This is a genomic window from Rhodobacter sp. Har01 (assembly GCF_020564565.1).
GTDB lineage: Bacteria > Pseudomonadota > Alphaproteobacteria > Rhodobacterales > Rhodobacteraceae > Pseudogemmobacter.
On the sequence record NZ_JAJCTD010000006.1, the window covers coordinates 274804 to 296486 of the forward strand.

Annotated in this window: 19 protein-coding genes and 1 tRNA gene; 6 read left to right on the top strand and 14 right to left on the bottom strand. The window is 70.2% G+C overall.

The annotated features are described in order from the left end of the window. The first annotated feature begins 67 nt into the window (after positions 1-67). The 3 genes from LHP98_RS15895 to LHP98_RS15905 all read left to right on the top strand — a co-directional run bounded on the left by LHP98_RS15895 (position 68) and on the right by LHP98_RS15905 (position 3592). Positions 68-1336 carry an RNA polymerase sigma-54 factor gene (locus tag LHP98_RS15895; protein WP_227253526.1) on the top strand — a complete coding sequence of 423 codons (1269 nt, stop codon included), beginning with the start codon at positions 68-70 and terminating at the stop codon, positions 1334-1336. Between the two features lie 104 nt (positions 1337-1440). After that, positions 1441-3480 (top strand): hydantoinase/oxoprolinase family protein, encoded by a 2040-nt coding sequence (locus LHP98_RS15900; protein WP_227253527.1) that lies wholly within the window; start codon positions 1441-1443, stop codon positions 3478-3480. 35 nt (positions 3481-3515) lie between these two features. After that, positions 3516-3592 (top strand) — tRNA-Met (locus LHP98_RS15905). Between the two features lie 38 nt (positions 3593-3630). On the opposite strand, the gene LHP98_RS15910 is transcribed toward LHP98_RS15905, so the two are convergent. The 4 genes from LHP98_RS15910 to LHP98_RS15925 form a co-directional block, all read right to left on the bottom strand. Beyond that, positions 3631-5217 carry an ArnT family glycosyltransferase gene (locus tag LHP98_RS15910; protein ID WP_227253528.1) on the bottom strand — a complete coding sequence of 529 codons (1587 nt, stop codon included), beginning with the start codon at positions 5215-5217 and terminating at the stop codon, positions 3631-3633. 69 nt (positions 5218-5286) lie between these two features. Continuing rightward, complete coding sequence (locus LHP98_RS15915; RefSeq protein WP_227253529.1) at positions 5287-5586, bottom strand: lipid-A-disaccharide synthase N-terminal domain-containing protein; 300 nt, start codon at positions 5584-5586, stop codon at positions 5287-5289. Next, the gene (locus LHP98_RS15920) at positions 5583-6344 is read right to left on the bottom strand and encodes a glycosyltransferase family 2 protein (RefSeq protein WP_227253530.1); all 762 of its coding nucleotides are present in this window, start codon (positions 6342-6344) and stop codon (positions 5583-5585) included. Before LHP98_RS15920 ends, LHP98_RS15915 begins: the two co-directional genes overlap by 4 nt. A gap of 193 nt (positions 6345-6537) precedes the next feature. Continuing rightward, entirely contained in the window at positions 6538-6942 is a 405-nt protein-coding gene (locus LHP98_RS15925; protein ID WP_227253531.1) for a hypothetical protein, read from the bottom strand. Positions 6943-7224: 282 nt separating this feature from the next. Between LHP98_RS15925 and LHP98_RS15930 the strand changes: the two genes are divergently transcribed. Continuing rightward, complete coding sequence (locus LHP98_RS15930; protein ID WP_227253532.1) at positions 7225-7902, top strand: tellurite resistance TerB family protein; 678 nt, start codon at positions 7225-7227, stop codon at positions 7900-7902. A 25-nt stretch (positions 7903-7927) separates the two neighbouring features. Here the strand turns inward: LHP98_RS15930 and LHP98_RS15935 are convergent, their stop codons facing one another. Further along, complete coding sequence (locus tag LHP98_RS15935) at positions 7928-8737, bottom strand: IclR family transcriptional regulator (protein ID WP_227253533.1); 810 nt, start codon at positions 8735-8737, stop codon at positions 7928-7930. A gap of 298 nt (positions 8738-9035) precedes the next feature. Here LHP98_RS15935 and LHP98_RS15940 point away from each other — a divergent pair, with 298 nt between their 5' ends. Then, a complete protein-coding gene (locus tag LHP98_RS15940; protein WP_227253534.1) occupies positions 9036-10010 on the top strand; it encodes a type I glyceraldehyde-3-phosphate dehydrogenase in 975 nt (324 codons plus the stop codon). Between the two features lie 127 nt (positions 10011-10137). On the opposite strand, the gene LHP98_RS15945 is transcribed toward LHP98_RS15940, so the two are convergent. From LHP98_RS15945 to deoC, 3 genes are all read right to left on the bottom strand, one after another. After that, complete coding sequence (locus LHP98_RS15945; RefSeq protein ID WP_227253535.1) at positions 10138-10905, bottom strand: ion channel; 768 nt, start codon at positions 10903-10905, stop codon at positions 10138-10140. Beyond that, positions 10902-13244: an aldehyde dehydrogenase family protein gene (locus LHP98_RS15950; protein WP_227253536.1), complete on the bottom strand. Its 2343-nt coding sequence runs from the start codon at positions 13242-13244 to the stop codon at positions 10902-10904. Before LHP98_RS15950 ends, LHP98_RS15945 begins: the two co-directional genes overlap by 4 nt. Positions 13245-13435: 191 nt before the next feature. Further along, entirely contained in the window at positions 13436-14431 is a 996-nt protein-coding gene (gene deoC, locus LHP98_RS15955) for a deoxyribose-phosphate aldolase (protein ID WP_227253537.1), read from the bottom strand. Between the two features lie 187 nt (positions 14432-14618). Between deoC and nhaD the strand changes: the two genes are divergently transcribed. Continuing rightward, positions 14619-15923, top strand: a complete 1305-nt coding sequence (nhaD, locus tag LHP98_RS15960) for a sodium:proton antiporter NhaD (RefSeq protein WP_227253538.1) — start codon at positions 14619-14621, stop codon at positions 15921-15923. On the opposite strand, the gene mnhG is transcribed toward nhaD, so the two are convergent. Genes mnhG through LHP98_RS15990 form a run of 6 tightly spaced genes read right to left on the bottom strand, consistent with a single transcriptional unit; the run spans position 15920 to position 21602 of the window. Then, positions 15920-16279: a monovalent cation/H(+) antiporter subunit G gene (mnhG, locus tag LHP98_RS15965; protein ID WP_227253539.1), complete on the bottom strand. Its 360-nt coding sequence runs from the start codon at positions 16277-16279 to the stop codon at positions 15920-15922. The two genes, nhaD and mnhG, sit on opposite strands and share 4 nt — an antisense overlap. After that, the gene (locus LHP98_RS15970; protein ID WP_264473806.1) at positions 16276-16548 is read right to left on the bottom strand and encodes a K+/H+ antiporter subunit F; all 273 of its coding nucleotides are present in this window, start codon (positions 16546-16548) and stop codon (positions 16276-16278) included. The genes mnhG and LHP98_RS15970 overlap by 4 nt, the downstream gene beginning before the upstream one ends. Next, positions 16545-17033 (bottom strand): Na+/H+ antiporter subunit E, encoded by a 489-nt coding sequence (locus tag LHP98_RS15975; protein ID WP_227253540.1) that lies wholly within the window; start codon positions 17031-17033, stop codon positions 16545-16547. The genes LHP98_RS15970 and LHP98_RS15975 overlap by 4 nt, the downstream gene beginning before the upstream one ends. Further along, positions 17030-18493 (bottom strand): monovalent cation/H+ antiporter subunit D, encoded by a 1464-nt coding sequence (locus LHP98_RS15980; protein WP_227253541.1) that lies wholly within the window; start codon positions 18491-18493, stop codon positions 17030-17032. The genes LHP98_RS15975 and LHP98_RS15980 overlap by 4 nt, the downstream gene beginning before the upstream one ends. Next, complete coding sequence (locus LHP98_RS15985; protein WP_227253542.1) at positions 18490-18816, bottom strand: Na+/H+ antiporter subunit C; 327 nt, start codon at positions 18814-18816, stop codon at positions 18490-18492. The genes LHP98_RS15980 and LHP98_RS15985 overlap by 4 nt, the downstream gene beginning before the upstream one ends. Next, the gene (locus LHP98_RS15990) at positions 18816-21602 is read right to left on the bottom strand and encodes a monovalent cation/H+ antiporter subunit A (RefSeq protein ID WP_227253543.1); all 2787 of its coding nucleotides are present in this window, start codon (positions 21600-21602) and stop codon (positions 18816-18818) included. Before LHP98_RS15990 ends, LHP98_RS15985 begins: the two co-directional genes overlap by 1 nt. Positions 21603-21683: the final 81 nt, after the last annotated feature.

Here is a 21683-nt window from a genome sequence, read left to right on the forward strand (position 1 = left end):
CCACCGGCAGATCCCGGCCCCGGCGAGGCGTTTCCTTTGCGGGCCGCCTGGCCTAGGCTTTGCGGCCATGAAGTCGCGCACCCGGATCACTGTTGCCCAAAGCCAGCGACTGTCGCTGAACACCTCGCTGTCGGCGGCGATCCGGGTGCTGCGCACCGACGCTGCGGGGTTGTCGCGCTTTCTTGAGGAGCAGGCGGCGGACAACCCGGCGCTGGGTGTCGAGTGGGCCGTCCCCGCAGCCCCCGAGTGGTTGCCGCGCTGGGGCGGGTCGCTGGCGCGTCTGCACGACGGCGGTCCGGGCGACGTCGAGGTGGCGGATGCCGGGCCCAGCCTGGCTGCGCATGTGGCGGCGGGCATTGCGGCGCTTGGCCTTTCAGCGCGGGCGCTGCGGGTGGCCGAAGCCCTGTCCGAGGCGCTGGGGCCCGCCGGTTGGCTGGTGCGGCCGCTGGCGGAGGTCGCCGCCGAAGTGGGGGCGACACCGACCGAGACCGAGGCGGTGCTGGAGCGGCTGCAGCGGCTGGAGCCGGCCGGTCTTTTTGCGCGCAACCTTGAGGAATGCCTGCGGTTGCAGGCGGCCGAAGCGGGCGATCTGGATGCGGTGATGGCAGGCGTCCTGTGCCGTCTGCCCCTGCTGGCGGCGGGCGAGACGGCGCGCATTGCCCGGGCGCTGGACTGCCCCGAGGCCGAGGTGTTGCGCGCGGTGCAGCGGTTGCGCCGCTATGACCCCAAGCCGGGCGCCCGGTTCGCGCCGGGTGCGGCGCCGGTGGCCGAGCCGGACCTGACGGTGCGGCAAGGCCCCGAGGGCTGGGAAGTGGCGCTGAACCGGGGCGCGCTGCCGACGCTGTCGCTGCGCGAGGGACCGGGGCGGGCCGAGGCGAAGGCGCTGATGCGGCTGGTCGAGGGGCGCAACGCCACCCTGCTGCGGGTCGCGCGGGATATCCTGCAGCGCCAGGCGGCGGCGCTGGACCAGGGCTTTGCCGCGCTGGTGCCAATGGGCATGGCCGAGGTGGCCGAAGCGGTGGGGCTGCATCCGGCGACGGTCAGCCGGGTGGTTGCCGGAACTGCCATCGACACTCCGCGCGGCACCTGGTGGCTGCGGGCGCTGTTCTCGCAGGCCGTGGGCGAGGACGGCCGGGCCTCGGCGGCTCTGCGCGAGTCCCTGGCGCGGTTGGTGGCGGCAGAGAACCCCGCTGCACCGCTGACCGATGAGGCGCTGGCGATGGAACTGTCAGCGACGGGTGCGCCGGTGGCACGCCGCACGGTGGCCAAGTACCGGGGTATGCTGGGCATTCCCGCCGCCCATGCCCGCCGCCGCCGCCCGGCCCAGCGGCAATAGGCGGGCCAAGGGCGCCATCCGCGACGGGAAATGTCGCATCCGGGGGTGACCTTTCCGCGTGGCTGGCCTAGCTGGGGCAGAGAGCGCAACAAGGGCAGCAGGCGATGGCGTATTTCCTGGGCGTGGACACCGGCGGCACCTACACCGATGCGGTGATCCTGGACGAAGCGTCCAATCGCATCCTGGGCAAGGCCAAGGCACTGACCAGCCGGCACGACCTGGCCTTGGGCATCGGCGAGGCAGTCGATGCGGCGCTGGCCGCCTCGGGGGTTTCGGCCGGTGACGTGGCTCTGGTGTCGCTGTCCACCACGCTGGCGACGAATGCGCTGGTCGAGGGCCAGGGCGGCCGGGTGGCGCTGGTCGCCATCGGCTTCGACGACGATGACCTTGGCCGGGCGGGACTGGCCGAGGCACTGAAGGGCGATCCGGTGATCCGGCTGGCGGGCGGCCACAGCCATGCCGGGCTTGAAGCGCGCAAGCTGGACCTGGCCGCACTGGAGGCGGCGGCGGCCGAGCATGGGCCTGAGGTGATGGGCTTTGCCGTGGCGGCGCGCTTCGCCACCCGCAATCCGGGGCACGAGGTGGCCGCAAGGGACGCGATCCGGCGGTTGACGGGGCGGCCGGTGACCTGTTCGCATGAGTTGTCGGCGCAGCTGAACGGGCCGAAACGCGCGCTGACGGCGGTGCTGAACGCCCGGCTGATCGGCATGATCGACCGACTGGTGGCGGCCTGCGAGCGGCATCTGGCGCTGGTCGGCATCGCTGCGCCCCTGATGGTGGTGCGCGGCGACGGGGCGCTGATTTCGGCGGCGATGGTGCGGGAGCGCCCGATCGAGACCATCCTGTCCGGCCCGGCCGCCAGCATCGTCGGTGCGCGTTGGCTGACCGGGGCCAAGGACGCGCTGGTCAGCGACATCGGCGGCACCACCACGGATGTGGCGCTGCTCAAGGACGGCCTGCCCGAGATCGACCCGCAGGGCGCGCGGGTGGGCGGCTTGCGCACCATGGTCGAGGCGGTGGCGATGCGCACCACGGGCCTGGGCGGCGACAGCGAGGTGCACTTGCTGCACGAAGGGCTGGCCGGCGCCCTGCGGCTGGGGCCGCGGCGGCTGATCCCGGTTTCGCTGCTGGCGGTGGACCACGGGCCGATGGTGCATGCCGCACTGGACCGCTGGCTGGCGGCCGAGACCACGGGCGAGTTCGACGGCCGTTTCGTGCTGCCGATGGCGGGGGCGCAGGCCGGTGGGCTGACCGCCCGCGAACAGGCGGTGCTGGCGCGGATCACCTGGGCGATGCCGGTGACGCAGGCGCTGTCTAGCCGGCTGGAGGCCGCGGCGCTGGAGCGGCTCGTGGCGCGCGGGCTGGCGATGCTGTCGGGGGTGACGCCGTCGGATGCCAGCCACGTGTTGGGCCGGCTGCACGCTTGGGACGGGCTGGCGGCGGAAAAGGCACTGCGGCTGACGGCACGGCGGCGGACCGGCGCGGGCGAGCGGTTCGCCGCCGGCCCCGAGCCGCTGGCGCGGGCCATCGTCGACCAGCTGACGCAGCAGACGGCGGATTGCCTGCTGGAGGCGGCCTTTGCCGAAGACCCCGGGTTTGCCGGCGAAGACCCGGTGGCGCTGGCGCGGCACCGGCTGACGCAGGCCGGGCTGCACCGGCACCGCGGCGTGGTCGAGGTCAGCGCCCGGCTGGCGGTGCCGGTGATCGGACTGGGCGCCTCGGCCGCGTCCTACTACGGCGCGGTGGGGGAATGCCTGGGCTGCGACATGATCCTGCCCGAACATGCCGACGTGGCCAATGCCATCGGCGCAGTGGCGGGGCAGGTCAGCCAGCGGGTGCAGGGCCTGGTGACCTCGCCCGCGCAGGGGCGGTTCGTGGCACATCTGCCCGACGGTCCGCGCGCCTGGGGCGACCGCGACGCGGCGCTGGACGCGATGGAGGCCGCACTGCGGGCCGAGGCGGAGGCCCGCGCCCGGCTGGCCGGCGCGGTGGACCTGCGCATCGAGGCCCGGCGCGAGCTGCGCGAGGTGGACATCGAGGGCCAGCGGATGTTCGTCGAAGGCACGGTGACCGTCACCGCCAGCGGCCGGCCACGGGTGGCGCGCGAGCCGGCGGGCGAGCCGGCTGGGCCGATTTCCCCTTGACGCCCCAGCGGGCGCCGCGTAATTCGCCCGCCAGTGGCTAGGTAGCTCAGTTGGTTAGAGCATGCGACTCATAATCGCAGGGTCGGGGGTTCGAGTCCCCCCCTCGCCACCACTTCCCCCCAATTCGACAAGGTCCGGGTGCTGCGCGGTTCAGGGTAGCCGGTAGAGGTAGAGGTGCGTTCCGGCCAGCCAGCCGTCGCCGACCGGTGACAGCGGCAGCGACTGCGGGCCGCCGGCGATCAGAAGGCCGCCGGGATGCGCGGCGATCCAGGACGCCAGCGCTTCCGTGTCCAGTGGCTGGATCGGGGCGGCAAGGCGAGCGGTGAAGCCGAATTCGCCCTGGTAGCGCCGGCCGACGATGCCGATGCCAGCCTGCGGCGCGCGGGCCAACTCGGCGGCGAAGCGGGCGGTGTCGAAATGTTCCTGCAGCGGCGCCCGCAGGGCGAGGTGGACAACCACAAGGGACGCCGGCGCGACCAGCGCCCAGGCAACCGTTGGGGCGCGGCGGCCGGCAAAGGCCAGCGCCAGCAGCAGCCCGATGGCCAGCCCGCCGGGCAGCGCCAGGTCCAGTGGGCCCAGCGAAGTGACCGGCGCGCCGTCGATCTGCGCGGCCCCGGTCGACAAAAGCCAGGCCCAGACCAGCACCGGCGCGGTGACCAGCAGGCTGAGCGCGGCCGGCCCCAGTCCGGGGCGGGGCGGCGGAACGGCGGCCAGTGCCAACGCAGCCGCGGGCAGGGCCGGCAGCAGGTAGTGCACCTGCTTGCCCGAGATCAGCGAGAACAGCACCAGCGTTGCGCCGCCCCAGATTGCCAACGCCCGGGCACGGCGATCCCGGAACAGCCCGCGCGAGGCCAGGCCGCGCAGCACCGGCCCGCGCCAGGCCCAGGGCCAGAGCAGCACCGGCAGGGCCGCAAGAAAGAACCAGAACGGCCGCGCGTGGTCGAAGGCGTTGACCATGCGTCCGGCACTTTGCCGCCACAGCACCTCGGCCCGGTATTCGGGCCCGCCCAGCCACAGCGCCGGACCCAGCCAGAGGCCGATGATCGCCAGCGCCACGGCCAGCGCCCCAAGCAGGCTTGCGAACCAGGCGACGGGGCGGCCATCGGGGGGGGCCATGCTCCACAGCGGGCGGGTCAGGGCCAGCGGCACCAGATGGACCAGAACAACCGGCCCCTTGGCCAAGACCCCGAAGGCCAGCGCCGCCCCCAGCAGGGCGATGGCGGGCCAGCCTTTGCCCCGGTCGATCTGCCACAGGGCCAGCACACCCACCAGCACGGCCACGCACAGCATGGTGTCGAACATGGTCAGCGAGCCATAGAGCACGAAGATCCCGGTCGAGGCGAGGATGAGCGCGGCCCGCCCGCCGAGGCCGGGCCGTTCGGGAAAGAGCCGGTCGCCCAGCCGCCAGGTCAGTGCCACGGCCAGCACGCCGAAGGCCGGAGCCACCAGCCGGGCGGCGACCTCGCTGACCCCGGTCAGCGACCAGACCAGGTTGATCAGCCAGAACAGCAGCGGCGGCTTGTGGGCGTAGATCTCGCCGTTCAGGTGCGGAACGATGGCCGAGCCGGCGCCGTGCATCTCCCAGGCGACGGTGAGGTATCGTGTCTCGTCCACCGGCAGCAGCGGGCGCAGTTGCGGCAGCACCAGCGCCCAGACCAGCGCCAGGCCCAGCGCAAGAAGGCCGTGGAGGCGGCCGACGCCGGCGGCGTCCGCCGGCATGGCGGTCGTCGGGGTCATGCGAGGTGGCTTTCGCCAGATGGCGGCAGGGCCGCTGCGGGCCACCGGGGATGCTCTAGGCACATGGGTCTAGCTGTCCCTGCTGGAATGGATGAGCCACAGGTTGCGGGCATAGATCACCACGCCCAGCAACTGGCCCAGCACGAAGACCGGGTCCTTGCGGTACAGCGCATAGGCCAGAAGCATCACCCCCCCGACCAGCGAGAAGTACCAGAACGCCACCGGCACGACGGAGGATCGCGCCCGCTCGGACGCGATCCACTGCACCAGGAAGCGCGCGGTGAACATCAACTGGGCGGACAGGCCGAAGATCACCCAGCCAAGTTCGGTTCCGCTGTGGACGTGAAGCACCTGCATGAGCCAGTTCATGGCGCTTTTCCCTGCCGCGGTGCCCCGCGGAGTATCTCTTCGGGCCGGCTTTTCTTGCGACGCCGCAACAGCCAGGCCACGCCCATCAGATCGAAGATGCCGACCAGCCCGCGCTGCAGGTTCGAGTAGTGCGATCGCCCGCCCTCGCGCGGGCGGTGCGACACGTCCACATGTGCGATCTCCCAGCTGTCGCGCGCGAACAGCGCCGGCAGGTAGCGGTGCATGTGGTCGAAGTAGGGCAGGGCCAGAAACGCGTCGCGCCGGAAGGCCTTGAGCCCGCAGCCGGTGTCGCGGGTGGCATCCTTCAGCACGCGCGCCCGCAGCCCGTTGGCAAAGCGCGAGGCGAGGCGGCGCGCCAGGCTGTCCTGACGGGCCAGGCGCTGGCCGGCGACCAGACCGATGCCTGCGGCATCAGGCGCCGCAAAGGGGGCGACCAGGCGCGGAATCTCCTCCGGCGGGTTCTGCCCGTCGCCGTCCAGCGTGCAAATCAGGCCATGGCGCGCCGCGCGCACGCCCGAGTGAACGGCGGCGGATTGCCCGCCCGAGCGGTCATGCCGGAGCACCCGCAGCCGAGGTTCGCGGGTCATGGCGGCGGCAAGCAGGTCGGCCATGCCATCGTCCGAGCCATCGTCCACGACGATGACTTCCCAAGCCGCAAAAGCTGCGGCGCTGCGGACGATCCCGTCAACCAATGCGATGATGTTGCTGGCCTCGTTCCGGCAAGGCACAACGATCGAGACTTCCAAGGAAACGGTCATTCCATAGATTGCAGCCGACGGATCGGCCGACACGGCGCCACATGATGTGGCGCACACTATGCCAGGGGAACGGTGTCGTCCATATGTCTGGGACCCGCGGACGCCCATTTGCCGGGGCTTGTCACCGGCAATAGGCAGGCGCTGAAGTCGCCCGGCAGGAGCAGCACCCGGGCCGGTCGCGCGCCGGAGCGGTTCAGGCCGCCTTGCGCCGCGACGCCCGCCGCGGCAGCGCCAGCGTCTCGACCCGGACCATCTGGGTCAGGTTGTCTTCGGCAGAGCCGTGGTTGTAGCAGACGGTGCGGAACAGCGGTTGCTGGCCTGTGGGGCCATCGCCGATCCAGTCCACCCAGACCCGGAAACGGCCGCGGCGCGGCAATTCGACCGACGCCATCCGCGGCACCAGGCGGCGGTAGCCGCGCGCCCGCACCAGGACACGCAACTGCCGCAACAGCGCCCCGACCTGTTCGGGGGTTTCGGCGACAGTGGTGGTGTTTCCCAGGAAGATGGGCAGCGGATAGGCGAAGTTGCGGGCCGCCAGATGAAACCCGCCCGAGTTGATCTGGCTGGCAAGGGTCGTCAGTTGGGCGGCCGTGGTCATGCGCAACTCCGTCAGGGGGCGGGAAGGGAGATACGGCTGCAACCAGGGGACAAGGGACGATGCCCGGCACGATGCCCGACACGACGCCCGCCCCGTAGGCGGACACGCCGACGCAGAGGCTACGGCCAAGAAGTTTCCAATTCGTTGATTTCCGTCAAGCGCGCGTCATGCATCTGACATAGCCGTGATGGGCGCCGCATCGCCTGCACGGACCAAGCCCGTTGCAGAGCACGCGGCGGAGACCCAAGTATCTTGCGGACGTAGCCAGCAAAGGGGTGCCACATGTTCAACGCGAAATCGCTGCTCGACAATCTGACCGGCGGGCAGGGGGTGCAGGGCCTGACCGAAAAGGCGAGGCAAACCTGGGATGGCCAGTCGAACCTGGGCAAGGGTGCCATTGCGGGTGGCCTTCTGGGCCTGTTGTTCACCGGCGGCGGGCGTCGGCTGCTGGGGACGGGCGCCAAGGTCGGCGCCTCGGCCCTGATCGGCGGCCTGGCCTACCAGGCCTATCAGGACTGGAAGAAGGGCAAGGACCCGGCGGCCCCGGCGCAGGCGGCGCTGCCTTCGCCCGAAGGCACGGTCTTCCTGCCCACCGACCTGGCGGCGGCGAATGATCTGGCCGGCCGCGTGCTGCAGGCCATGGTTTCGGCCGCCAAGGCGGATGGCCACGTCACCCCGGACGAACGCAGCCGCATCGACGAGGCGCTGCAGAAGATGGGGCTGGAGGCGGAGGCCGAGGCGCTGATCAAGGCCGAACTGGACGCGCCGGTTGACGTGCGGCGGATTGCCGGTCTGGCGCGCGGCCCGGAAGAAGCGGCCGAGATCTACGCGGCCTCGCTTCTGGTGGTGGACGAGCAGTCGCTGGAAGAGAAGGGCTACCTTGCCATGCTGGCGGCGGCGTTGAACCTGGAGGACGGGCTGGTCCAGCACCTGCATGCCAAGGCGGCAAGCGTCGGCTGACCCGAGGTCCGGGCGGGGCGTCCGGTCAGGGCTGCGCGCCGCCGATCGCTTCGGTGACGCGGTCGGCGGCGGCCCGGACCTGGGCGCCCAGCCGGGTGGCGTCGGAAAGCCCCAGCCGGAAGGCCGGACCCGAAACGGCGAGGCCGGCCACCGGCTGGCCCAGGGCATCGAAGATCGGCGCGGCAACGCTGCGCAGGCCCTCGGCGCCTTCCTGATCGTCCAGCGCGAAGCCGCGCGCGCGGCAGCGGGCAAGATCGCGCAGCAGCGCCGTCTCTGAGGTCAGGGTCAGCGTGGTCAGCTTGCCCAGCCCGGCGCGGGCGAGCCGTTCGCCGGCCTGGTCCTCGGGCATCCAGGCCAGCAGCGCCTTGCCAATCGCCGAGCCATGCAACGGCGCGCTGCTTCCGGGCGGGAAATGCGCCCGGATGGCCTGGGGCGATTCGGCCTGGGCCAGGACGGTGACGGCATCGCCGATCTCGACGCCCAGACTGGCGGTTTCGCCGGTGTCCTGCGCCAGTTCGGCCAGCACCGGGCGGGCGCGGTCCACCACGCCGGTCCGGCGCAGGAAGGCAGCCCCGATCCGGAAGGCGCCCGGGCCGACGTGCCAAAGCTGGCCGGGCTCCTGCACCTCGACCATGCCGTGGGCCTGCAGGGTGACCAGGGCGCGGAACACCGTGGCCACCGCTTGGCCGGTCGCTTCGGCCAGGTCCGAAAGGGTGAGGCCGGGATGGCGCGCGAGGTGCTGCAGGAGCGACAGCGCGCGGTCCAGCGCCACCACCGTGTTCTGGTCCGCCGTCGCCTGAGGCCCCCGGGGCCGTCCCTTCGCTTTCACTGCCATCGCCGTTGTCTTCCCCTGCGTCCTGCCCGACTGACCGGCGTTTCGGCCGATTGTCGATGCGACACGAAACCGCCTGGCCGAAGGCCGCGGCGGCTGTGCCCGGCCATCTCCGCAGGGCTTCCGCCCCGGCGCAAGCGAAATCCGCAGGCCAGGGTGGCCAAGGCGCAGACAATGACCGGAACGGCCGCCTTTGGCAGCAGGCGGTGTCAAGGCCGTCCGGCGTTTGATCAAATTTTGCGACAATCCTTGCCCGGAGGCTGCGGCCGTGCTGACCTGAGCGGCAACAGGGAGATCGGGAATGCGCGTGTTTCTCAACGGCTTCGGCCGGATCGGCCGGTCGGTGCTGCGGGCCTGGGCGCAAGCGCCCGGGCGCTGGCCGGGGCTGCAGATCGTCGGGATCAACGACATCGCGGCGCCCGAGATGTGCGCCTACCTGTTCGAATATGACAGCGTCTTCGGGCCATGGCACGGCACGGTGGCGCTTGTCGGCAGCGCGCTGGTGGTGGACGGCCGGGCGATCCCTCTGCACTGCGCGCCCGATCTGTCGACGCTGGACCTGAGCGGCGTCGACGTGGTGATGGAATGCACCGGCCGGGCCGATACCCCCGAGGTGGCGGGCCGTGGCCTGCGCGCGGGGGCGCGGCGTGTGCTGGTCTCGGGGCCTTCGGCGGCGGCGGATGTCACGGTGGTGCTGGGGGCGAACGAGGCGGCGCTGGGGGCGCAGCGGATCGTGTCGAACGCAAGCTGCACCACCAACGCGCTGGCGCCGCTGGCGCGGCTGATCGACGAGCACTGGGGCATCGTGACCGGCTCGATGACGACGGTGCACTGCTACACCGGCAGCCAACCCACGGTGGACGCTCCGGCGGCGGATTTCGCGCGGTCGCGGGCGGCGGCGCTGTCGATGGTGCCGACAACCACCAGTGCGGCGCGGCTGTTGGACAGGGTGCTGCCGCAGCTGGCAGGGCGGATCATCGCCCAGGCAGTGCGGGTGCCGGTGGCCAGCGTGTCCTGCGTCGACCTGCAGGTGATGACCGGGCGGCCTGTCACGGCAGACGCGGTGAACGCGGCCTTCCGTGCGGCGGGCGGGGTGATCGGGGCGACCGACCGGCCGCTGGTGTCCAGCGACCTGCGGGCGCGACCGGAATCGGTGGTGATGGCCTGCCCCGAGACCCGCGTCACGCCGCAAGGCATGCTGCGGGTGTTCGGCTGGTATGACAACGAATGGGGCTTTTCCAACCGCATGCTGGACATGGCGGCCCGGATCGCCTGAGGCAGGCGTCGACGCCTCCGGCGGGAGTATTTCGAAAAGGGCAAATCATCGGTCCGGGGTGGCCTGCAATTGCCCTTTGGCAAATACTCCACGGGGGTGCGGGGGTGTGAAACCCCCGCGCGACGGTTCAGTCGGCGCCCTCGTCGGGAATGGCGAGGATGACGCCGCAAGCCTTGCAGTGCACCGCGTCGTGGTCGTGCCGCTTCAGCCCGCAGACCGGGCAGGGAAACTCGACCTTGGCCGGCCGCAGCACCACCTGTACCAGCCGCAGGAACAGCGAGACGCCGACGATCATGACCACGACGGACAACAGCTTGCCGCCGTTGCCGACCAGCGTCACGTCTCCGAAACCGGTGGTCGTCAGGGTGGTCACGGTGAAATACAGCGCGTCGACGTAATTGCTGATCTTGTCGTTCACGCCGCTCTGGGTTTGATAGACCAGCGAGGTCATGGCGAAGAGAAAGATCAGCAGGTTCGCGGCCGCCCGGATGGTCTGTTCATTGCGGCGAAAGCCGCGGATGTCATCGCGCAGCTGCTCCAGTGTCCGGGCCGAATGAAACACCCGGAACAACCGCAGCGCCCGCAGGAAGGCCAGCCCCTCGCCCCAGATCGGCACCAGCAGCGAGGCCACCACCAGAAGGTCGGCGAGGCCCCAGAAACTGAAGAGGTCGCGCCAGGGGCGTCGCGAGACCAGCAGGCGGGCCAGCAGGTCGGCCAGGAAGACCACCCCGATGGCGATGTCGATATAGAACACATATGGCCCGCGGGGCAGGAACGAGGCGGCGATCAGATAGGCCACGGTCACCAGGTCGAAGGCCAGCAGCGCATAGCGAAAGCGGTCGCCGGCCTCGCCCGGGCCTTCGTACAATTCGCGCAGGACGGAACGCAGGCTCATTCGCCGTAGGGGACCCAGACGGTCTTCACCTCGGTCGCGCGGGCCAGGAATTCGCGGCCTTCGGATTCCGCGCCGGACCAGTCGCGCGCAAGGCCGTTGTTGACCCAGGTGCGCTTGAGGTTGCCGGCACTTTCCGCCTCGACCAGGGCCGAGAGGGGGGCGGCGGAAAAGGACCAGAGCGCGTCAAGGTCCATATGGCTGGCCAGCGGTCTGGCCAGTTCCGCGTGCGACCCGGTCACGATGTTGACCACGCCGGCGGGGACGTCCGAGGTTTCCAGCACCTGGTAGAAATCGGTCGCGGCCAGCGGGAAGGGGTCCGAGGGGACCAGAACGCAAGGGTTGCCCATGGCGATGGCGGGGGCCATGAGCGAGACGAGGCCCAGAAGCGGCGCCTCGTCAGGGCAGAGCGCGCCGATCACGCCGACAGGTTCGTGCAAGGCCAGCGCCAGGCCGCGCATCGGCACGGGTTTCGCTGCGCCTTCGTATTTGTCGGCCCAGGCGGCATAGGTGAAAAGGCGGCGGATGCTGGCTTCCACCTCGGCCTCGCCCGGATTGCTGGTCAGATCGCGCAAGCGGGCGGCGAATTCGGCGGCGCGGGCCGACAGGTTCTCGGCGATGTAGAACAGGATCTGGGCGCGGTTGTGGGCGGTGGTGCGAGCCCAGCCACGGGCCCCCTGCGCGGCCTCGACCGCATTCCTTATGTCCTTGCGGTTGCCAAGGCCGATGTGGCCCAGCAGTTTCCCCTTCGGCGACCAGACGGCGCGGGAGAAGCCGCCATCGGGGCGGGCCTGCTTGCCGCCGATATACAGTTTGGCGGTGCGGTCCATGTCGGGGATGTCGGGCGTCCTGGGTTCGGGGCAGGCCGCAAGCGGTTTCAGCGGCTTCGCGCTGCGGGCGGGCTTGAGGTAGGCCATCAGCCCCTCCCACCCGCCTTCGCGGCCGAAGCCGCTTTCGCGCATGCCGCCAAAGCCGGCGGCGGCGTCGAACAGGTTGGTGGCGTTGACCCAGACCACCCCCGCTTTCAGTTTCGGCGCGATGTCGAGGGCGAGGTTGACGTTTTCCGTCCAGACGCTGGCGGCCAGGCCGAAGCGGGTGTTGTTGGCCAGTTCCACCGCCTCGGCCGGGGTGCGGAAGGTCATGCTGACCAGCACCGGGCCGAAGATTTCCTCTTGCATCAGCGGGGAGGAGGGGGTGAGGCCGGTGATCAGCGTGGGCGGGTAGAAGCAGCCCGGAGGGACCGGGGTGGCGGGGCGGAACACTTCGCCAGCTGTCGAACTGTCGACCAGCCGGGTGATGGTCTCCAGCTGGACCCTATCGGCGATGGCGCCCATGTCGATGCACTTGTCCAGCGGGTCGCCCAGGCGCAGGCTCTCCATCCGGCGTTTCAGTTTGGCGTGGACGCGGTCGGCGACGCCTTCCTGCACCAGAAGGCGGCTGCCGGCGCAGCAGACCTGGCCTTGATTGAACCAGATCGCATCGACCAGGCCTTCGACCGCGCTGTCAAGGTCGGCGTCGTCGAAGACGATGTAGGGCGACTTGCCGCCCAGTTCGAGTGTGAGCGCCTTGCCCTGCCCGGCGGTGGCTGCGCGGATGCGCTTGCCGACGGCGGTCGAGCCGGTGAAGGCCACCTTGGCGACGCCGGGGTGGGCGACCAGGGCAGCACCCGTGTCGCCGTCGCCGGTGACGATGTTCAGCACGCCTTTGGGCAGGCCGGCCTCGCGCGCGATCTCGGCGAAGAGCAGCGCAGTGAGCGGGGTGTATTCGGCGGGCTTCAGGACGACGGTGTTACCGGCGGCCAAGGCGGGGGCCACCTTCCAGGCCAGCATCAAGAGCGGAAAGTTCCACGGGATGACGGCGGCACAGACGCCGAGGGGGGCGAGGCCCGGTTTCTCGGTTTCCAGCAGTTGGGCCAGGCCGGCGTGGTAAGAGAAGTGGCGGGCGACCAGCGGGAGGTCGATGTCGCGGCTTTCGCGGATGGGCTTGCCGTTGTCCATCGTCTCGAGCACGGCCAGCAGGCGGCTGTGCTTTTGCACCAGGCGGGCGAGAGCGTAGAGGAACTTTGCCCGCTGATGCGCCGGCGTCTTCGACCACTTCGGGAAGGCGCGGGCAGCGGCGGCCACGGCCTGGTCGACGGTCTTGGCCGAGCCCTGGCTGACAGACGCCAGCACCGCGCCGGTGGCGGGGTTCTTGGTCTGGAACGGGGCCTCGGGGGCGGTGAAGGCGCCGTCGATGTGGTGCCCGAAGGCGCCGCCATGCCGTGCCAGCCAGGCCAGCGCCTCGGCATTGCCTTCCGGCGCGGGACCGTAGGCCATGCTGTCGAAGATTTCCTTGATGGTCATGGTGTCATCTCCAGTCGCGCCAGGCTTTCGGCGGGATCGCCCGGCCGCGGCGTGCGCCTCCGGCGGGGATATTTTTCGGACAGATGAAAGGCAGAAGGCCTGTGGTTTTCATCTGTCTGGAAATATCCCGGGGTGAGCGGCGAAGCCGCGAGGGGCAGCGCCCCTATCTTGGGAGCAACGGGGGGCATGGCTCAGCCCATCGCATGGCGGTAGCCGGCGGAATAGGCGCCGGTCAGGTGGTGTTCCAGTTGCCGCTCGATGTCGCCCAACAGTGACGAGGCGCCGAAGCGCATCAGGTCGGGTTGCAGCCAGGGGTGGCCCAACTCGTCCTTCATCAGGGCGAGGTACAGGAGCGCGTCCTTGGCCTTGGAGATTCCCCCCGCCGGCTTGTATCCGACCTTGTGGCCGGTCCTTGCCTCATAGTCGCGGATGGCGCGGATCATGGTCAGGGTGACGGGCAGGGTGGCGTTCACCGTCTCTTTGCCGGTCGAGGTCTTGATGAAGTCGGCGCCAGCCATCATGCAGACCAGGCTGGCGCGGGCGACGTTGCGCAGGGTCTGCAACTCGCCGGTGGCGAGGATCGCCTTCATGTGGGCGTCGCCACAGGCGGCGCGCATTTCGCGGGTTTCGTCGTACAATGCCTGCCAGTTGCCGGTCAGGACGTGGCGGCGGGAGATGACGATGTCGATCTCCCTCGCCCCGGCCTTCACGCTTTCGCCGATTTCGGCCAGGCGCAGCCGCCAGGGCGACAGGCCGGCCGGGAAGCCGGTGGAGACGGCGGCGACGGGGATCGCGGTGCCCTCCAGCGCGCGGACCGCCGTGCCGACCATCTCGTGGTAGACGCAGACGGCGCCGGTGGTGAGGCCGGGCATGCCGAGGGCTTCCAGCATGTCGGGGCGCACGGGTTGTTTGGCCTTGGCGCAAAGGCGCTGCACCCGGCCGGGCGTGTCGTCGCCCGAAAGCGTGGTCAAGTCGATCAGCGACACGGCCTTCAAGAGCCAGGCGGCCTGGAAGTCTTTCTTCACCGACCGCCGCCCGCCCAGGGTGGCGCAGCGGCGCTCGATCGCCGAGGTATTGGCCTGTGCCGAGGCGACCCAGTCAAGGTCAAGCGCCATGCCGGGGTTGCGGGCATGGGCAAGCTGCGGCAGCAGGCCGGTGACGGCCGTGTCGGGGGAAAGCGTGGTCAACGGGGGTCCTCCGCCCGCGGGAAAGCGCCCGCCGACGATGGCACGCGGGCGCTGCGGCTGGCAAGTCTTCTGCGGCGCGGTTTTGACCGGATGGTCAGATTCGGCACCTTGACCCCGGATCGCAAAAGGTGCCTTTTCGGCGCCGCAAGGCGCCCGCGCAAGACGGGCCGCAAGGGGGACTGCGCGGATGCAGGACATCGACCTGACAAGCCATTGGGCGGGCATCGCCTCGCTGGTGATCTTCGTCGCCGCCTACTTGCTGGTGGTGTTCGAGGAATCCACCCACATGCGCAAATCGAAGCCGGTGATGCTGGCGGCGGGGCTGATCTGGGTGATGATCGGCATTGCCTACATGGGCATGGGCGACACGGAAAGCGCGGGGCTGCACGCGCGCGAGATCATCGAGGAATACGGCGAGCTGTTCCTGTTCCTGCTGGTGGCCATCACCTACGTCAACACGATGGAGGAGCGGCGGACCTTCGACGTGCTGAGGGCCTGGCTGATTGGCCTGGGCCTGGGCTACCGGCAGTTGTTCCTGCTGACGGGGGTGCTGGCGTTCTTCCTGTCCTCGGTGCTGGACAACCTGACCACGGCCTTGGTGATCGGCACGGTGGTCATGGCGCTGGGCCGGGAAAACAAGCGGTTTGTCACGCTGGGCTGCATCAGCACGGTGGTTGCGGCCAACGCGGGCGGGGCGTTCAGCCCGTTCGGCGACATCACCACGCTGATGGTCTGGCAGGCCGGCAAGCTGAGCTTCTTCGAGTTCTTCGTGCTGTTCATACCCTCGCTGGTGAACTGGGCGGTGCCGGCGGCGATCATGTTCTTCGCGGTGCCGGACGAGAAGCCGCCCGCGGTAACCGACAGGGCGAAGGGTAAGCCCGGCATGTGGGGCGTGGTGGCGCTGTTCGCGGCCACCATCGCCGTCGCGGTCAGTTTCAAGAACTTTCTGCACCTGCCGCCGGCCTTGGGGATGATGCTGGGGCTGGGGCTGTTGCAGATGTTCTCCTACTGGCTGCGGCTGACCGGGCAGCGCCGGCAGGACGAGGAATTCGTTCTGGACAGCTTCAAGGAAGTGCAGCGGGTGGAATGGGACACGCTGCTGTTCTTTTTCGGCATCATCTTTGCCGTGGGGGGCCTGGGGGTGCTGGGGTACCTCGCGCTGGCGTCCGAGCTGCTTTACACCGACCTTGGCCCGACCACGGCGAACATCGCGCTGGGGGCCTTGTCGGCGATCATCGACAACATCCCGCTGATGTTTGCGGTCTTGACGATGGACCCCGCGCTGAGTGACGGCCAGTGGCTGTTGATCACGCTGACTTGCGGGGTGGGCGGGTCGATGCTGTCGATCGGCTCGGCCGCGGGGGTGGCGCTGATGGGGCAGGCGCGCGGCATCTACACCTTCGGGGCGCACCTGAAATGGACCTGGGCGGTGGCGCTGGGCTATGCCGCCTCGATCGGGGTGCACATGGTGCTGAACGCGGGGCTGTTCTAGCGGCGGTCGTCGGGAAAGGTGGCCCAGTCTCCGCTGGCGGGCGGCGGCAGGCTGTCCTTGGGGATGCGCTGCCAGAGGTGGACGCGGGCCAGCCAAAGCGCCGACAGCGGTGCGGTGACGAACAGGAAGACGGCGACCAGCGCCTCTTGCCAGGAGATCACGCCCTGGGTGAACGCAAGGTCCAGCCCGGCCGCGACAAGGGCGGCGCCGACGCCGATCGTGGTGGCCTTTGTCGGCGCGTGCAGGCGTTGCAGCGGGTCGGGCAGGCGGATCAGGCCCCAGCTGCCGATCAGGCCGAACAGGCCGCCGAGAACCAGCAGCGCGGACAGGGCCCAGTCGGTAAAGGTCGCGATCATTCGATGATGCTCCCGCGCAGGATGTGCTTGGCATAGGCAACGGTCGCGACGAAGCCGGTCATCGCCAGCAACATGGCCACCTCGAACACCAGCGAAGAGCCGGTCCTGGCGCCGTAAAGGGTGATCAGGGCGATGATGTTCACGGTCATGGTGTCCACCGCCAGGATGCGGTCGGCCATCGTGGGGGCGCTGGCGAGGCGCCAGAGGTTCATCAGAAGCGCGATGGCAAAGCAGGCCAGGGCGAAGGTCAGGGCATGCGGCAGGATCATGTGAAAATCCTTTTCAGGCGGGCCTCGTAGCGGGTCTTGATCTGGTCGCGGACGGCGTCGGGGTCGGGGGCGTGCAGGGCGTGGATCAAGAGGCTGCGCCCGTCGGCCGACCAGTCGGCGGTCAGGGTGCCGGGGGTCATGGTGATGGTCCCGGCCAGCAGCGTGATCGCCTCGGGCTGGGTCAGGTCGACCGGCACCGAGATGAAGGCGGACCGGATGCGGTCGGATCGCAGGAACAGGATCACCCAGGCGACCTGGAAGTTTGCCACGATCACATCCCACAAGACGAGGACCGTATAGGGGACGAGCAGCCAGGGCCGCGCCATGCGCGGGCGGTGGGGCCACCACGGCGCGGTGACAAGGGGGATCAGGACGCCCACCGCCAGCGCCAGAAGCAGGCTGTTCAACGTCCAGCTGTTGGCCAGCACCAGCCAGAACAGGGTGAGGAAAAGCGTCAGGCCGGGGTGCGGCAGAAGGCGGGTCATGGCGTGCCTTCCAGCGCGTTGGCGGCGATGTAGGGGGCCGGGTCGGACAGGTCAGCGGCAATGCGGGCCATGTGGTCATGGGCTGGCCCGGCGAAAACCGTCAGGGCGACAAGGGCGGCGATCAGGGTCAGGGGCGCGGCGACCTCGGCCGCGGTCAGGGGGGCGGCGGGGGGGCCTTGGGGTTTCCAGAACAGGTCGGAGCCAAGGCGGGAAAGGCCGAGCAGCATCAGGAACGAGGCGCCCAGAAGGGCCGGCCAGATCAGCGCGGCCTGCGGCGCGGTGGCCTGCAGGACGAAAAGCTTGCCCAGGAAGCCCGAGAGGGGGGGCAGGCCGACGGTGGCGATGGCAGCGGTCAGGAACAGGGCGGCAAGGGCGCCGGGCAGGCGCGAACCGGCGGGGCGGGTCGCGGCGAGGTCGGAGATGAGGAACAGCAGCGCGCCGGCGAAGGTGGAATGCGCGATGTAGTACAGCGCGGCGGCAAGGCCCTGGGGCGTAAAGCCGGCGATGGCGGTGAAAGCGGTGCCCATCGAGACGATGGCCGCAAACGACGCCGCCTGCGGCAGGCTGCGGGCAGCAAGGGCGCCGAAGGCCCCGGCGGCTAGGGTCAAGAGGGCGGCGGGCAGCAAGAGGTCGGACAGGATCGTGCCGGTGGCGGGCAGGTCGGGCGGAAAGACGAGAGTGCCGAAGCGGATTGCGGCATAGGCGCCGACCTTGGTCATCACCGCAAACAGTGCGGCCACCACGGCGGGGGCCTGGGCATAGGTGCCGGGCAGCCAGATGTGCAGCGGCACCAGCGCGCCCTTGATCGCAAAGACCAGCAGCAGCAGGACGGCGGCCAGCCGCATCAGCGCCCGGTCGCCTTCGGGCAGGTCGGCCATCTTCACCGCCAGGTCGGCCAGGTTCAGCGTGCCCATCACCGAATAGACGGTGGCCAGCGCGAACAGGAACAGGGTCGAGCCGACAAGGTTCACCGCGATATAGGCGATGCCGGCGCGCAGGCGCTGCGCCCCTCCGCCGTGGGTCATCAGCCCGTAAGAGGCGATCAGCAGGATCTCGAAGAAGACGAACAGGTTGAAGGCGTCGGCGGTCAGGAAGGCTCCGTTCAGGCCCATGAGCTGGAACAGCCAGAGCGCGTGGAAATGGGCGCCCTGCCGGTCTCGACCGTTGGCGATGGCGTGGATGAGGACCGGCAGGGCAAGGGCTGCGGTCAGGGTCAGCATGAGGGCCGAGAGGCGATCAAGCACCAGAACGATGCCGAAAGGCGCGGGCCAGTCGCCGAGGCGGTAGGCCAGCGGCGCGGTGGTGGTGGTCAGCGCCCAGAGCGCGAGGGCCAGCAGCGCCGTGGTGCCGGCCAGCGACAGGACGCGGGCCAGCGCCGGGCGGGTGCGGGCCAGCAGCAGAGCCAGCCCGGCCAGCGTGGCGGGCAAGAGGATGGGGGCGATGATCCAGTCGCCGGTCATGGCGCGTCTTGCCCGTCGACGCGGTCGTCGCCGCCCTCGAGCCGGGCGCCGAGGGACATCATCACGATGACGGCGGTCATCCCGAACGAGATGACGATGGCGGTCAGCACCAGGGCCTGGGGCAGCGGGTCGGCGGGGGCATCCGTTGTGCCGACGATGGGGGCGGCGTCGGGCGTCAGGCGGCCGGCGGCGAAGAGGAACAGGTTGACGGCATAGCTGAGGAAGGTCAGCCCCAGGATCATCGGAAAGCTGCGCAGGCGCAGCATGAGGTAGACCCCGGTGAAGGTCAGCGCGCCGATGGCGGTGGCGAACAGCATCTCCATCAGCCGGGTTCCCTTTCGCGGGTCTGCTGGGCCAGCCGCGAGATCGTGGCGATGGACAGCAGCACCGCGCCGAGGACGCAGAAGAACACGCCAAGGTCGAACAGGGCCGCCGTGGCAAGCTCGAACTGTTCAAGGCCGGGAAGGTGGACGTAGGTATAGCCCGAGGTCAGGAAGGGCAGGCCGAAGCCAAGGGCGGCGGCGCCGGTGGCGGTGGCGATCAGCACGCCGGCGGCGATGAAGGCGTGGCTGTCAAAGCGGCGCCGGGCGTCGGACCGGACATAGCCCGAGGCCAGGTATTGCAGCAAAAGCGCGATGGCGGTGACAAGGCCGGCCACGAAGCCTCCGCCCGGCAGGTTGTGGCCGCGCAGGAACAGGTAGAGGGCGACGGTCAAGGCGACAGGCAGCAGGAAGCGCAGGGCGACGGCGGTCATCGTCGGGTGCGGGTCGCCGGAATTGGGGCCGGTGTCCAGCGCGGCCAGGCGGGCGGTGGCGGTGCGGCTGGACAGCAGGGATTCGGCCAGCGCGAACAGGATCAGCGCGGCGATGCCGAGGACGATGATCTCGCCATAGGTATCAAAGCCGCGGAAGTCGACGATGATGGTGTTGACGGCGTTGGTGCCGCCCGCCCCGGGCTTGGACTGCGCCCAGTGAAAGGACGAGATCGGCGCGAAGGCGGCGTCGCGGGTCATCAGGGCATAGGCCAGGCTGCCGGTGCCAAGGGCGGCGGCGGCGGCAAGCGCGAGGTCGCGCAGGCGGCGCGGGGGGGCGGATTCGGCCGGGGTGCGGCGGGGCAGGAAGTTCAGCGCCAGCAGCATTAGCAGGATGGCAACCACCTCGACCGCGACCTGGGTCAGGGCAAGGTCGGGCGCCGAGGTCCAGGCGAAGGCGGCGGCCAGCAGCAGGCCGGTGATGCCGGTCAGCAGCAGCGCCAGCAGGCGGTCGCGGTGCAGCGCGGCGGTGGCAAGTGTGGCGGCCATGAGCACGGCCCAGACCGCGGCGGGGGCGGCTTGCAGCGGCAGCAGCGCCCGGGTGCCGGGGGCATGGGGGGCCGAGAGGAAGGCCCAGGTGCCGGCGGCGAGAAGGGTGGCGGTGGCGATGGCCAGGGCGCGCGGAAGGCCCCCGCCCTGCAGGGCCCGGGTCAGGCGGCGGGCGGTGGCGGTCAGGCCGGCGAGGGCGATGTCGAAAAGGGCTTTGGCATCCGGGCGCGGGGTGGCGGCCCACAGCGCGGCCAGGCGGGGCCAGGCGCCCAGGGTCATCAGGCCGGCGCCGAAGGCGGCAAGGGACAGGTACAGCGCGGGGGCCTGAAGCCCGTGCCACAGCGTCAGGTGGGCGTGGATGGCGGTGCCGGTGGTGGCGCTGGCGGCGGCATCCACCAAGGGGCCGAAGGTGGCCATCGGCGCCAGGCCCGAGGCCAGGACGATGGCCACCAGCACGGCCGGCGCGGCCCAGAGGCCGGGGCCGGGGTCGCGCGGGTGGTCAAGTTGCGCGCGGGGCTGGCCAAGGAAGGCATGGGCCAGAAAGCGCAGCGAATAGGCGACCGAGAACAGCGCGGCGAGGGTGGCCACGGCGGCGACGAGGGGGCCGGAAAGGGCGGCCTCGGTCAGCATCGCCTCTTTCGAGAGGAAGCCGTTCAGCGGCGGGATGCCGGCCATCGACAGGCTGGCGATGGCGGCCAGGGCGAAGGTCAGCGGCATGGCCCGGGCCAGGCCGCCAAGGCGCCGGAGGTCTCGGGTATGCGCTGCATGGTCGACGATGCCGGCCAGCATGAACAGGGCGGCCTTGAAGCTGGCATGGGCCAGGATGTGCAGCATGGCGGCGGTCGCGGCGGCGGGGGTGCCCAGGCCGAGGAGGAAGGTGATCAGGCCAAGGTGGCTGACGGTGGAATAGGCCAGCAACGCCTTGAGATCGGTCTGGAAGAAGGCGATCTTGGCGGCGATCAGAATGGTGGCCAGACCGGTGGCGGTGACGATGACCGTCCATTCGGGGGTGCCCGAAAACGCGGGCCAGAGCCGGGCCATCAGGTAGAGGCCGGCCTTCACCATGGTCGCCGAATGCAGGTAGGCCGAGACGGGCGTCGGCGCGGCCATTGCATGCGGTAGCCAGAAGTGGAACGGGAACTGCGCCGATTTGGTGAAGGCGCCGATCAGGATGAGGATGAGCGCGGGCAGGCAAAGCGGGCTGGCCTGGATCTCGGCCGCCCGGGTGACGATGACGGAGATGTCGTTGCTGCCGGCGATCTGCCCCAGGATCAGCATTCCCGCGATCAGCGCCAGCCCGCCGCCGCCGGTGACGGCAAGCGCCATGCGGGCGCCCTGGCGGCTTTCGGGGCGGTCCTGCGACCAGCCGATCAGCAGGAAGGAGGTGAGCGAGGTCAGCTCCCAGAAGATCAGCAGCATCAGGATGTTGTCGGACAGCACGATGCCGGTCATCGCGCCCTGGAACATCAGGAGCGAGGTGAGGAAGCGGCCGAGCGGTTCCTTTTCGGAAAGGTAGAAGCGGGCGTAGAGGATGATCAGAAGGCCGATGCCCAGGATCAGGCCGGCGAAGAGGAAGGCCAGCCCGTCAAGGCGGAAGCTGGCCGACAGGCCCAAGGCAGGCACCCAGTCCAGCCGGGCGGTGACGGCGGTGCCCGACAGCACGGCGGGGGCGTGGGACATGAGGCCCAGGAAGGCCGCAAGGCTGACCGCCCCGGCCGCCAGCGCCGCGGCATTGCGGCCCGCCCGGGCGGCGAGGGCCGGAAGCAGCGCGCCCAGGAACGGAAGCGCGGCGATCAGGGCGGGCGACATGCGGGCGTTGATCCTCGTCGTGGCGTGGCGGGCGGAGAATCGCGCGCGTCGCGGCGGGTTTCCAGCCAAATTGGGGGCTTT

Excerpts from the sequence above, each read along its gene's own strand:
- LHP98_RS15895 (WP_227253526.1), top strand. The coding sequence starts at position 68 with ATGAAGTCGCGCACCCGGATCACTGTTGCCCAAAGCCAGCGACTGTCG.
- LHP98_RS15900 (WP_227253527.1), top strand. The coding sequence starts at position 1,441 with ATGGCGTATTTCCTGGGCGTGGACACCGGCGGCACCTACACCGATGCG.
- LHP98_RS15910 (WP_227253528.1), bottom strand. The coding sequence starts at position 5,217 with ATGACCCCGACGACCGCCATGCCGGCGGACGCCGCCGGCGTCGGCCGC.
- LHP98_RS15915 (WP_227253529.1), bottom strand. The coding sequence starts at position 5,586 with ATGAACTGGCTCATGCAGGTGCTTCACGTCCACAGCGGAACCGAACTT.
- LHP98_RS15920 (WP_227253530.1), bottom strand. The coding sequence starts at position 6,344 with ATGACCGTTTCCTTGGAAGTCTCGATCGTTGTGCCTTGCCGGAACGAG.
- LHP98_RS15925 (WP_227253531.1), bottom strand. The coding sequence starts at position 6,942 with ATGACCACGGCCGCCCAACTGACGACCCTTGCCAGCCAGATCAACTCG.
- LHP98_RS15930 (WP_227253532.1), top strand. The coding sequence starts at position 7,225 with ATGTTCAACGCGAAATCGCTGCTCGACAATCTGACCGGCGGGCAGGGG.
- LHP98_RS15935 (WP_227253533.1), bottom strand. The coding sequence starts at position 8,737 with ATGGCAGTGAAAGCGAAGGGACGGCCCCGGGGGCCTCAGGCGACGGCG.
- LHP98_RS15940 (WP_227253534.1), top strand. The coding sequence starts at position 9,036 with ATGCGCGTGTTTCTCAACGGCTTCGGCCGGATCGGCCGGTCGGTGCTG.
- LHP98_RS15945 (WP_227253535.1), bottom strand. The coding sequence starts at position 10,905 with ATGAGCCTGCGTTCCGTCCTGCGCGAATTGTACGAAGGCCCGGGCGAG.
- LHP98_RS15950 (WP_227253536.1), bottom strand. The coding sequence starts at position 13,244 with ATGACCATCAAGGAAATCTTCGACAGCATGGCCTACGGTCCCGCGCCG.
- nhaD (WP_227253538.1), top strand. The coding sequence starts at position 14,619 with ATGCAGGACATCGACCTGACAAGCCATTGGGCGGGCATCGCCTCGCTG.
- mnhG (WP_227253539.1), bottom strand. The coding sequence starts at position 16,279 with ATGATCGCGACCTTTACCGACTGGGCCCTGTCCGCGCTGCTGGTTCTC.
- LHP98_RS15970 (WP_264473806.1), bottom strand. The coding sequence starts at position 16,548 with ATGATCCTGCCGCATGCCCTGACCTTCGCCCTGGCCTGCTTTGCCATC.
- LHP98_RS15975 (WP_227253540.1), bottom strand. The coding sequence starts at position 17,033 with ATGACCCGCCTTCTGCCGCACCCCGGCCTGACGCTTTTCCTCACCCTG.
- LHP98_RS15980 (WP_227253541.1), bottom strand. The coding sequence starts at position 18,493 with ATGACCGGCGACTGGATCATCGCCCCCATCCTCTTGCCCGCCACGCTG.
- LHP98_RS15985 (WP_227253542.1), bottom strand. The coding sequence starts at position 18,816 with ATGGAGATGCTGTTCGCCACCGCCATCGGCGCGCTGACCTTCACCGGG.
- LHP98_RS15990 (WP_227253543.1), bottom strand. The coding sequence starts at position 21,602 with ATGTCGCCCGCCCTGATCGCCGCGCTTCCGTTCCTGGGCGCGCTGCTT.